The following is a 12,095-nucleotide window of genomic DNA, read 5'->3' as shown; positions in this document are numbered from 1 at the left end:
CCATAAACGAAAAAGAGGACAGCCGATGCCCCGTTTCGCCGCCAATCTCACCATGATGTTCAATGAGGTCCCCTTCCTCGACCGTTTTGAGGCAGCGGCGAAGGCGGGCTTCACCGCGGTCGAGTTTCTGTTTCCCTACGCGCATCCGGCCGAGGAGATCGGCAAGCGGCTGCGCGCCAACGGCCTGACGCAGGCGCTGTTCAACCTGCCGCCCGGCAATTGGGACGCCGGCGAAAAGGGTTTTGCGGCGCTGCCTGACCGTTTCGCCGACCTGCAGCAAAGCCTGCGCACCGCGCTGCCTTATGCGCAGGCGACCGGCGTCAAGCGTGTCCACCTGATGGCGGGAATGGCGAATCGAAGCGATCGAAAGGCGGTCGAGGCATTCTACAAATCGGTGGCATGGGCGACCGAGTTTTTTGCGCCGCACGGCCTCGATGTTGTGATCGAGCCGATCAATCCGCGCAACGTGCCCGGGTATTTTCTCAACGATTTCCTGTTCGCGCGCGATCTGATCGAAGAATTGAAAATTCCGAACCTGAAGCTGCAGTTCGACATCTATCATTGCCAGATCATCCACGGCGACGTCACCATGCGGCTGCGCGAGATGATGCCGATCATCGGCCACATCCAGATCGCCAGCATTCCCTCGCGTCACGAGCCCGACGGCGAGGAGTTGAATTATCCGTTTGTCTTTGCCGAGCTCGACCGGCTCGGCTATGGCGGCTTCGTCGGCTGCGAATATAACCCGCGGGGCGAGACCACCGATGGCCTTGGCTGGTTCAAGCCCTATGCCGGAGCAGAACCGTGACGCTGGCGCTGGGCTGCATCGCCGACGACTACACCGGCGCCTCCGATCTCGCCAACACGCTGACGCGCTGCGGCCTGCGCACGGTGCAGACGATCGGCGTTCCCGCCGATCAACTCACGCTGCCTGAGGTCGATGCCGTGGTGGTATCGCTGAAAAGCCGCTCGATCGAGTCAAGTCTGGCGGTGGCGCGCTCGCGTGCCGCGGACAAATGGCTGCGCGGGCACGGCGCTGATCATGTGCTGTTCAAGATCTGCTCGACCTTCGATTCCACCGACGCCGGCAATATCGGTCCCGTGATGGACGCGTTGCGCGCCGATTGCGGCGAGACAGTCGTGCTGGTGACGCCGGCATTCCCCGAAACCGGCCGCACCGTCTACCAGGGCAATCTGTTCGTAGGTTCAGTGCCGCTGAACGAAAGCCCTCTGAAGGATCACCCGCTCAATCCGATGCATGATTCGAATCTGGTGCGGGTGCTGGCGCGCCAGAGCAAGACCAGGATCGGTCTGGTCGATCTCGCCGCGATCGCGCGCGGGAGCCCTGCCGTCCGCGCGCGTCTGGCCGAGCTGTCCGGCAAAGGCTTCGGCGCCGCGATTGCGGACGCCGTGTTCGAACGCGATCTGGAGACGATCGGAGAAGTCGCGCTGGACCATCGGTTGTCGGTCGGCGCGTCCGGGTTCGGGCTTGGTCTCGCCCGCGCGCTGGTCGCCTCGGGTCGAGTAAAACCCGGCGGCTCGAACGCAGTTTCGGGCGCCCCGGTCGGCGGGCCGGCGGCCTGCCTTGCCGGGAGCTGTTCGCAGGCAACCCTGCAGCAGATTGCAAGCGCCGAACAGGTCATGCCGGTGCTGCATCTCGATCCCGACCGGGTGGTCAGCGGCAGCGGCGAAGCACAACGTGCGCTGGCCTGGGCCAAAGAGAGGCTCAAGGAAGGCCCGATTCTGATCGCCTCCAGTTCGACGCCGGATCAGGTCGCGGCCCTGCAGGCACGCCATGGCCGCGATGCGGCCGGGCACGCCATCGAGCAGGCGATGGCCGAGACCGCCGAAGGCCTGGTGCAATGGGGCGTGCGGCGACTGGTGGTCGCGGGCGGCGAGACCTCGGGTGCGGTGGTGGATCGCCTGGGAATTCCGGGCTTTCTGGTCGGCGCGGAAATCGCCGCAGGGGTGCCGGTGTTGCGCGCGGTCGGCGCGAAGAATGGCGAGATGCTGCTTGCCCTAAAATCGGGCAATTTCGGCGGTCCGGAGTTCTTCTCCGACGCGCTCAAGCTGATGCGCTGACGAGCTCCCGGCCACCTCAATCTGCCGCCGTCTTTACGCATTATTACGAAAAATTGAATTAGAAAAGGTGTGGCCCGTTCGGGCTTTGATTCCGCTTGAGAAGAGATTCAGACCATGCTCGCCAACCTCTCCATCCGCGCCAAGATTACCGCCGTCGTCGCCTTCCTGCTGGTTGCAATGACGGGCATGGGGCTGCTGGCAGTACGGAATATGCGGGCGATCGACGCCAGCACCTTGGACATCACCACAAACTGGCTGCCGAGTGTCCGCGTGCTCGGCGATCTGCGCGCCGGCGTCATCACCTATCGCAACGTGATCCGGGAGCACATGCTGTCGGAGACGGCCGAGGAAAAGGAAGCGACGGAAAAGGTTCTGGCCGGGGTCATTGAGGCCAACGCCAAGGTCCGCCAGAGCTATGAGCGGATGATCACCTCGCCGGAAGAACGTGCGCTTTACAACGATTGGGTCAAGCTGTGGGAACGCTACAAGAAGGGCACCGAAGAGGTCATGGCGTTGTCGCGCAAGAGCGTCGGCAAGGCTCCCCACGAGGCGCATGAATTGAATTCCAAGACGGTGAACAAGATCGGGATCGAGGCGGACGACGTCCTGAAAAAGAGCATCGAACTCAACAACGCCGGCGCCGACAAGGCTGGCAGGGACGCCGCCGACAACTACGCCTTCGCCTTCTGGGTGGTTATCGTCATAACCGGTATCGCCACCATCGTCGGAATTGCGGTCGGCGTTTATCTGGTTCGCGATGTCTCGCGCGGCATCGCCTCGATCGTGGCGCCGATGCAGGCGTTGGGCCGTGGGGAACTCGCCGCGGAGGTTCCGCATCAGGGCGAGAAAACCGAGATCGGCTCGATGGCGGACTCGCTGCAGGTGTTCAAGGAAGCCCTGATTGCCAAGAAAGCCGCCGATGAGGCTGCGGCGCGTGAGGCGGAAGCCAAGATCGAGCGCGGCCGCCGGGTGGACAACATCACGCGCGAATTCGAAGCCATGATCGGCGAGATCGTCGATACCGTATCTTCTGCCTCGGCGCAGCTTGAGTCCTCCGCCGGCACGCTGACGGCCACCGCCGAGCGTTCAAGGGAATTGACCACGGTGGTCGCGGCGGCTTCGGAGGAAGCTTCCGCCAACGTGCAGTCGGTGGCCTCGGCCACGGAAGAAATGGCGTCATCCGTCAACGAGATCAGCCGCCAGGTCCAGGAATCGGCGCGGATGGCCGGCGGGGCCGTCAGTGAGGCGCGCAGAACCAACGACCGCGTCAGCGAGTTGTCGAAGGCGGCGGCCCGTATCGGCGATGTGGTCGAACTGATCAACACCATCGCCGGGCAGACCAATTTGCTGGCGCTCAACGCCACCATCGAGGCGGCGCGCGCCGGCGAAGCCGGCCGCGGCTTTGCGGTCGTGGCATCGGAAGTGAAGGCGCTGGCCGAGCAGACCGCGAAGGCGACCGGCGAGATCGGCCAGCAGATCAGCGGCATTCAGGCGGCGACGCAGGAGTCGGTGAGCGCCATCAAGGGAATCAGCGGCACCATCGAAAAGCTGTCCGAGATTTCCTCGGCCATCGCTGCCGCGGTGGAAGAGCAGGGCGCGGCGACCCAGGAGATTTCCCGCAACGTCCAGCAGGCCGCCCAGGGCACCCTGCAGGTCTCGTCCAACATTACCGACGTTCAGCGCGGCGCCAACGAGACCGGCTCGGCCTCCTCGCAGGTTCTCTCGGCGGCGCAGTCGCTGTCCGGCGACTCCAACCGCCTCAAGCTCGAGGTCAGCAAGTTCCTCAGCTCGGTCAGAGCGGCTTGAAGCAAGCAGCCGCCGGCGCTCGGGTTGACGCACTCTCCGCGAAGCCCGAGCGGGACCTGGAGACCGTCGGCAAGGTCGCGCTTTATGGCTGTTGGCGCGTCCGGGTTGGGGCTGGCCCGCGCCATGATGGCCTCAGGCCCCTCATTCGGGGGTTGTTTAACCCGTAAATCTACGGAGCGAACAATTAACGCAATATGAATCCGCACGGGCTACGATTCCGCTGAGAATTCGGCTGAACAACCGTCAGATTGCGGAGATTGAGGATGTCGTTTGCAATGCCATTTCAGCTCCGAATGACCATCGGCCGAAAGATCTATGCCCTCATCGGTCTCGGCTTCCTGGGGCTGCTGGGAGTTGCCATTCTCGACTCGCGTGAGCTGGCTCAGAGCCTCAAACAGCAGAAACAGATCGAGCTTCAGCATCTTGGTGAACTAGCCCTCGGTATTGTCAAGGAAGAGCATGCGCTGGCGCAGAAAGGCGATGTTGCCGTCGCCGACGCGCAGAAGCAGGCGCTGGCACGGGTCGCGATGCTCCGATATGGCAACAACGAATATTTCGTCATTCAGGACATGCTGCCCCGCGTTCTGATGCATCCGACCTCGGCGAAGCTTGTCGGCCAGGACATGAGGGATGTGAAGGACCCGGCGGGCAAGCTGTTCGCGGTCGAGATGACAGACTTGGTGAAGCTGAAGGGCAGCGGATTTATCGACTACGTCTGGCCGAGGGCGGGATCCGACAAGCCGCAGCCGAAGCTCTCCTATATCGTCGGGTTTGCGCCCTGGGGCTGGACCATCATGACCGGCATCTATGTCGATGACCTGGACGCGCAGGCATGGGCCTCTGCCCAGCAATCCCTGATCGCGGCCGGGCTGATCCTGCTGTTGACGCTCGCGGTGTCGATGCTGGTCGCTCGCGGCATTACCGGGTCGCTGCGGCGCATGACGGGTGCGATGAAGGACCTCGCCGGCGGCAAGCTCGATGTCGAAGTGCCTGGCATCGGCCGGCGCGACGAGGTTGGCGAGATGGCTGAGGCCGTCGAAGTCTTCAAGAGTGACGCAGCCGCACGCCTCGGCCTGGAGGCAGAGCAGAAGGAAGCGGAGACCCGCGCCGTGGCGCGGCGCAAGGCGGATATGCATAAGTTGGCCGACGATTTTGAGGGCGCGGTCGGCGAGATCATCGAGACGGTGTCTTCTGCCTCGACCGAACTTGAGGCCTCCGCCGCAACGCTCAGCTCGACCGCAGAGCGCGGCGAGGAACTCGCGACCATGGTTGCAGCAGCGTCCGAGGAAGCCTCCACCAATGTGCAGTCGGTGGCGTCGGCGACCGAGGAGATGGCTTCATCCGTCAACGAGATCAGCCGGCAGGTGCAGGAATCGGCCCGGATGGCCAACGAGGCGGTCGACCAGGCGCGCCAGACCAACGATCGCGTCGGCGAGTTGTCGAAGGCGGCAGCCCGGATCGGCGACGTGGTCGAACTGATCAACACCATCGCCGGACAGACCAATCTGCTGGCGCTCAACGCGACCATCGAGGCGGCACGGGCCGGCGAGGCCGGCCGCGGTTTCGCGGTGGTGGCATCGGAGGTGAAGGCACTGGCCGAGCAGACCGCGAAGGCCACCGGCGAGATCGGCCAGCAGATCAGCGGCATCCAGGCTGCGACCCACGAGTCGGTCGGTGCGATCAGGGAGATCAGCGGCACCATCGAAAAGCTGTCGGAGATTTCATCGACCATCGCGGCTGCGGTGGAGGAACAGGGTGCAGCGACCCAGGAGATTTCCCGCAACGTGCAGCAGGCCGCTCTGGGCACCCAGCAGGTCTCATCCCACATCTCCGACGTGCAGCACGGCGCCGGCGAGACTGGCTCGGCTTCGTCGCAGGTGCTGTCGGCGGCGCAGTCGCTGGCCGGCGAGAGCAACCGCCTCAAGCTCGAAGTCGGCAAGTTCCTCGGCTCGATCAGGGCGGCTTGAGGGCGCGCAAGCGGACTCGGCGCGACCCTGAATGGCCATCTCGCCCGAACGATCGGAACGGCACGCTGATTAAATTCAATTTAACCGAGGCCGCGGAAATGCTCGTCAGCAACCTCAGGACAGCGCGCCGCATAATCAAACAGCCCGATATTTGGGCTCCAAGTGGCTGCCAGGAAGGCATCGCGGTCTGGTATCGCGGAAGTGAAGAGGGCTGCGGCCTGTGGCGTTGGCCATTTGGCCATAATTCGGGTAAATCGGCGCGAGCAATCCCTCTTTTTCCGCGAGATTGATTCAGGAATGCCCGCTCCATGACTGCACTGGTCCGTATTGCCCTGAGCCGGCCGTACACATTCGTCGTGCTAGCGCTGCTTCTCCTGATCATCGGCCCGCTCGCCGCGCTGCGAACGCCGACCGACATCTTTCCGGATATTCGCATCCCGGTGATCGGGGTGGTCTGGCAATACACCGGGCTGCCGCCGGATCAGATGGCCGGCCGCATCATTACCCAGTACCAGCGAATCCTGACGACGACCGTCAACGATATCGAGCACATCACCGCGAATTCCTATAACGGCATCGGCATCGTCAAGATATTCTTTCAGCCGAACGCCGACATCCGCACCGCCAACGCGCAGGTCACCGCGGTCTCGCAGACGATCATCAAGCAGATGCCGCCCGGGGCGACGCCGCCGCTGATTCTCAACTACAGCGCCTCTACCGTTCCGATCATCCAGCTGGCGCTGTCGGGAGAAGGCCTCACCGAGCAGATTCTTGCCGATATCGCCATCAATCAGCTGCGCACGCCATTGGTCACCGTGCCCGGCGCGGCGATCCCGTATCCCTATGGCGGCAAGCAGCGTCAGATCCAGATCGACGTCAATCCGGCGGCGTTGCAGTCGCTGGGGCTTTCGGGTCAGGACGTCGCCAACGCGCTTGCGGCACAGAACCTGATCCAACCGGCGGGCACCTCGAAGATCGGCGGCTTCGAATACGTCATTCAGGTCAACAACTCGCCGCTGAAGGTCAACGAACTCGGCGATCTCCCGATCAAGGTTGTCAATGGCGCCACGGTCTATATCCGGGACGTCGCCACCGTGCGCGACGGCAATCCGCCGCAAACCAACATCGTGCATGTCAACGGCAATCGTTCCGTCCTGATGATGGTGCTGAAGTCGGGTTACATTTCGACGCTCGACATCATCGCCGGCATCAAGAAGAAGGTCGTCGACATCAAGGACTCGCTTCCGGAGACCCTGAAGGTGGGTTTTGTCGGCGACCAGGGGGTGTTCGTCGCGGCCTCCATCGCCGGCGTGGTGCGCGAAGGCGTGATCGCGGCCCTGCTCACCAGCGTGATGATTCTCCTGTTCCTGGGTAGCTGGCGTTCGACCATCATCATCGCGACGTCGATTCCGCTGGCCGTGTTCGGCTCCATCATTATGCTGGCGGCGTTCGGCGAAACCCTCAACATCATGACGCTCGGCGGGCTGGCGCTGGCGGTTGGTATTCTCGTCGACGAAGCCACGGTGACGATCGAGAACATCAACTGGCATCTGGAGCAGGGCAAGGACGTCCGCCCGGCGATCCTGGACGGTGCGCAGCAGATCGTGGTGCCGGCCTTCGTGTCGCTGCTCTGCATCTGCATCGTGTTCGTGCCGATGTTCTTCCTGCAAGGCATTCCGCGCTTCCTGTTCGTGCCGATGGCGGAAGCGGTGATCTTCGCGATGATCTGGTCGTTTATCCTGTCGCGAACGCTGGTGCCGACGATGGCGATGTATCTGTTGCAGCCGCATCGGCACCATGAGGAAGGCGCGCCGCTGCCGCGCTCGCGCAATCCGCTGGTCTGGTTTCAACGTGGCTTCGAGGCCGGATTCGAGCGCTTTCGTAGCGGCTACCGCGACCTGTTGACGCTTGCGCTGCGTCACCGCCCGACTTTTGTGATCGGTTTTCTCGGCTTCGTCGCAGCCTCATTCCTGATGGTGCCGTATCTCGGGCAGAATTTCTTCCCCTCGGTCGATGCCGGCCAGATCCTGATGCATGTGCGCACCCAGATCGGCACCCGCCTGGAGGAAAGCGCCAATCAGTTTGCCGACATCCAGAAGGCGATCCGCAAGATTATCCCGCCGGATCAGATCGAGACGATGGCCGATAACATAGGCATGCCGATCTCTGGCATCAACATGACGTATAACAATACTGGCGTGATCGGACCGCAGGATGGCGATATCCAGATCAAGCTGAAGGAGGACCATCCTCCGACGGAAAACTACGTGAAGGCATTGCGCGAGCAGCTCCCGCGCCTCTTCCCTGGAATGACTTTTGCTTTTCTTCCGGCCGATATCGTCAACCAGATCCTGAACTTCGGCGCCCCGGCGCCGATCGACTTGCAGATCCGGGGCAACAATTTGAACGCGAACTACACCTACGCCAGCAGGTTGTTGAATCTCGTTCGCCGAATTCCAGGCGTCGCGGACGCGCGCATCCAGCAATCGCCCAGCAACCCGACCTTCAACATCGATGTGGACCGGACGCGGGCGCAATATGTCGGCCTGACCGAGCGCGACGTCGTCAACAGCCTCACCGTCAACCTGTCGGGCAGCGGGCAAGTCGCGCCGACCTACTACCTTAATCCTGAAAACGGCGTGAACTACTCGGTGGTGATGCAGACGCCGCAATACCAGATCGATTCCCTCAGCGCGCTGGAAACGCTGCCGATCACCTCCAGCGTACCGATGTCGGCGCCGATTCTCGGCGGTATCGCCAATATCTCGCGGACGACGTCGAGCGCGGTGGTTTCGCAATATGACATCCAGCCGATGGTGCAGATTTTCGCCGCCCCGCAGGGGCGCGATCTCGGCGGCATCGCAGCCGACGTCCGCAAGGTCATCGCGGATACGGCGAAAGAGGTGCCGAAGGGCTCCACGGTCGTACTTTCCGGTCAGGTGCAGACCATGAGCAGTTCGTTTTCCGGGCTTTTGTTCGGTCTGTTGGGAGCGATCGTCCTCGTCTATTTCCTGATTGTCGTGAACTTCCAGTCCTGGTCCGACCCGTTCGTGATCATCACGGCGCTGCCCGCGGCGCTGGCCGGGATCGTATGGATGCTGTTCACGACCCACACCACGATGTCGGTTCCGGCGTTGACGGGGGCGATCATGTGCATGGGCGTCGCCACCGCCAACAGCGTGCTGGTGATCAGCTTCGCCCGCGAGCGTTATGACGAACTGGGCGACCCGATCGCCGCCGCCATCGAAGCCGGTTTTGTGCGAATCCGGCCGGTGTTGATGACCGCGCTCGCCATGATTATCGGTATGCTGCCAATGTCGCTTGGCCTTGGCGAGGGCGGCGAGGCCAACGCGCCGCTCGGTCGGGCGGTGATCGGCGGCCTGACCTTCTCGACGATCGCCACCTTGATGTTTGTTCCGGTGGTTTTTAGTATGATGCACAGGAAAAAAGACGCCAACGGCGCCGTCTTGTCGGAGACACAGAATGCCCACTGAATCTCGTGCCCCGGTCTCTCGCCGGAAGTTGGGCATCTTCGGTATTGCGGCCCTCATTGCCGCGCTGACGCTGGTGGTCAGCGGCATCCGCGCCCGGGAAGACTCCAGCGTCCAGCTGCGCGAATGGACCGACGACCAGGCGATACCGTCGGTCGCGCTGATTTATGCCGATCCCGGCGTGCTGACGGCGACGCTCGACCTGCCGGGCCGGCTCGAGGCCTATAACCGCGCGCCGATCTTTGCGCGCGTCAACGGCTATCTGAAAAACTGGAGCGCCGACATCGGCGCGCGGGTCAAGGCCGGGGACGTGATTGCCGAAATCGATGCGCCGGACCTCGATCAGCAGCTGCTGCAGGCGCGCGCCGATCTCGCCAACCAGCAGGCCAGCGCGAAATTGTCCGAAGTGACGCTGGCGCGGCGCAGAACGCTGATCGCCTCGAATTTCGTCTCGATGCAGGAGATCGACGAGCGTACCGCCGACCTCTCCAACAAGAACGCCGCGGTCAATTCCAGCCAGGCCAATGTCGAACGGCTCGAGGCGCTGTCCGGTTACAAGAAAATCACTGTGCCGTTCGACGGCATCGTCACCGCGCGCACCACGGACGTCGGCGCCCTGATCAATGCAGGCGGCGGCAGCGGTCCCCCGATGTTCGTGGTCTCCGATATCAAGAAGCTTCGTGTCTACGTCAACGTTCCCCAAAGTTACGTGCCCGCGGTCAAGGTCGGCGCCAAGGCCGTGATTTCCGTTCCGGAATATCCAACCCGAACCTTTGATGCGACGGTCGAGGCTTCCTCGCAGGCGGTTGATGTCAATTCCGGCACGACGCAGATGCAGCTTGGGCTCGACAACAGCGCCGGCGAGCTGATGCCGGGCGGCTTTGCCAATGTGCGGCTGAACCTGCAGCGCGACGGCGTGCCCCTGCACATTCCTGCCAGCGCGCTCGTGTTCGACCAAAAGGGCCTGCGTGTTGCGACGGTGACGGCCGACAACCGAATCCTGTTCAAGCCCGTGACGATTGCGCGCGATCTCGGGCGCGATATCGAACTCTCCGGCGGTATTTCGCTGGAGGACCGCATCATCAACTCGCCGCCCGACGGCATCGTCGACGGCGATCAGGTCCGTGTCGTCAGCACCAAGGGCCGGCCGGCAACGGTTTCAGCCAAGCAGGGCGAAAAGGGGTAGGGCCTGCGAGGTGCCGCGGACGGCTGCGCTGCGTAGCCGGACGGTGCTTCGCATCGCCGGGAGTACGCTGCACCGCCGACGTCACCCCGCTTGCCACTCCAGAATTCCGTCGTCCGCCGTGACGATCTCGCCGGATGATCCCACCGGGGTCCGGTCCATGTCGAGAAGATGCGCCAGCGTCCGGCGATCGCCCGCCGGCACCCGCGCCAGCGCGCGCGCATTGGCTGTCGTCCGCAGCATCACCACGCCGTGGTCGATCTCATTATTGCGACCATAGATCGCGGTAAAACTCTCGACCGAACCCTTGCCGCCGGCCTCGGTGACAAAATCCGGCACGTGGCCGCGATGGCGATCGGCCTCGCTCTGCACGCTGGTCTCCCGGGCAAGCGGCCCTTGCGGCGCCTGCCGCGACAGCACCAGCGCATGATGCTTGGTGACGAAGCCGCCCTGGCCGTAGAGCAGGCCGAGCGTGGCGCCATGGCGCAGCTTCCGCACCATCGCGCAGGCCGCGTGCGTCATGTAGGTGTTGAGCGGCGCGCCGAAAAACGTAAGACCTCCCGTCACGGTCGGCTGCACGTCGGGCCCGAGGCCGAGCGTTCGCCGCGCCATTTTCGGCACGCAGGGAAAGCAGCTGTAGAGCTCGATCGCGTCGAATGCCTTGCCGTCGCCGCCGGCCAGCTCCATCGCCGCCCTGAGCACGGCGTTCTGCGCATGACTTTCGAAAAACACATCGCGTTCGAGATAGTCGCGCGGCTCTTCCGCCGCTGCGCCGCCGCAGATGTGAACGAGACGGTCCTCGGGGATGCCGGCGGCGCGCGCCTTCGCCAGGCTCGTCATCAGGACGGCGCCGCCCATATTGACCATGGGATTGGCCACCATCAGTTTGGTGTAGGGCCATGCGATCAGCCGGTTGTCGGCCGTCGGCGTCGTGATCTCCTGCGGCGCAAAATACCGCTTCAGCCAGGCGTTGGGATTTTCGGAAGCAGCTAGGGAATAGGCCGACCACAGCGCGCCCGATTCCGCCATCGCCTCGCGCGGCGTCTGACCCCAATGCGCCGCCGTCGCCGCCTCGTAAAACGGATAGACGCTCACCGGTCTGAACACGCCGAGCTTGACCGCGATCGGCTTCTGGAACGCGGCGCCGCGTTTGGGCTCGGCGACATCCAGCGCGAACGGCGTCCACGGCAGGCTGAGGCCGGCGCGCTCGGCCTTGGTCGCGGTGCTCTGCGCCTCGGCGCCGCAGACCGCGGCCACGCTGCATTCGCCGCGCGCGATGCGCTGCGCCGCTTCGTGCAGATAGCGGATCGGGCTCTCGCCGCCGACCGGGCCATAGTAGGCGTGCTTCGGCTGGATACCGAGGCGCCTGGCGAGCTGCTGCTCGGGCTCGCGGTAGCGCCAGCTCAGGAAATTGACGATGTCGAGCGATTCGATTCGGTTCAGCAACCGCGCGCCGCTGTCTGCTTCCGCGCGCTGGAGCGCCTCGACCAGCAGGCTGAGGGGCTCCAGGCCCTCGGTAATTTCCTTCGGTCGATCGACGATTTCGCCGACGCCGACAATGACGGG

The 12,095-nt window shown here is 63.6% G+C and carries 7 protein-coding genes; 6 read left to right on the top strand and 1 reads right to left on the bottom strand.

Annotated elements, in window-relative coordinates; genetic code table 11:
- Positions 1-25: 25 nt before the first annotated feature.
- The 6 genes from otnI (at position 26) to E8A46_RS24775 (ending at position 10,532) form a co-directional block, all read left to right on the top strand.
- Positions 26-808: a 2-oxo-tetronate isomerase gene (gene otnI / locus E8A46_RS24800; protein WP_291566851.1), complete on the top strand. Its 783-nt coding sequence runs from the start codon at positions 26-28 to the stop codon at positions 806-808.
- Positions 805-2,082 carry a 3-oxo-tetronate kinase gene (gene otnK, locus E8A46_RS24795; protein ID WP_291566849.1) on the top strand — a complete coding sequence of 426 codons (1,278 nt, stop codon included), beginning with the start codon at positions 805-807 and terminating at the stop codon, positions 2,080-2,082. Before otnI ends, otnK begins: the two co-directional genes overlap by 4 nt.
- 114 nt (positions 2,083-2,196) lie before the next feature.
- Complete coding sequence (locus E8A46_RS24790) at positions 2,197-3,888, top strand: methyl-accepting chemotaxis protein (protein WP_291566847.1); 1,692 nt, start codon at positions 2,197-2,199, stop codon at positions 3,886-3,888.
- A gap of 263 nt (positions 3,889-4,151) precedes the next feature.
- A complete protein-coding gene (locus E8A46_RS24785) occupies positions 4,152-5,855 on the top strand; it encodes a cache domain-containing protein (protein WP_291566845.1) in 1,704 nt (567 codons plus the stop codon).
- 308 nt (positions 5,856-6,163) lie between these two features.
- A complete protein-coding gene (locus E8A46_RS24780) occupies positions 6,164-9,349 on the top strand; it encodes an efflux RND transporter permease subunit (protein ID WP_291566843.1) in 3,186 nt (1,061 codons plus the stop codon).
- Entirely contained in the window at positions 9,339-10,532 is a 1,194-nt protein-coding gene (locus E8A46_RS24775) for an efflux RND transporter periplasmic adaptor subunit (RefSeq protein ID WP_291566841.1), read from the top strand. Before E8A46_RS24780 ends, E8A46_RS24775 begins: the two co-directional genes overlap by 11 nt.
- An 81-nt stretch (positions 10,533-10,613) precedes the next feature.
- Here E8A46_RS24775 and E8A46_RS24770 read toward each other — a convergent pair.
- Positions 10,614-12,095 (bottom strand): acetyl-CoA acetyltransferase (locus E8A46_RS24770; RefSeq protein WP_291566838.1); only part of this gene is annotated, 1,482 nt, incomplete at its 5' end.

Origin of the sequence: Bradyrhizobium sp., assembly GCF_004799445.1 — a bacterium.
GTDB lineage: Bacteria > Pseudomonadota > Alphaproteobacteria > Rhizobiales > Xanthobacteraceae > Bradyrhizobium.
Note: the sequence above shows the minus strand (reverse complement) of the source record. Positions and strands in the feature narration are given on the sequence as shown.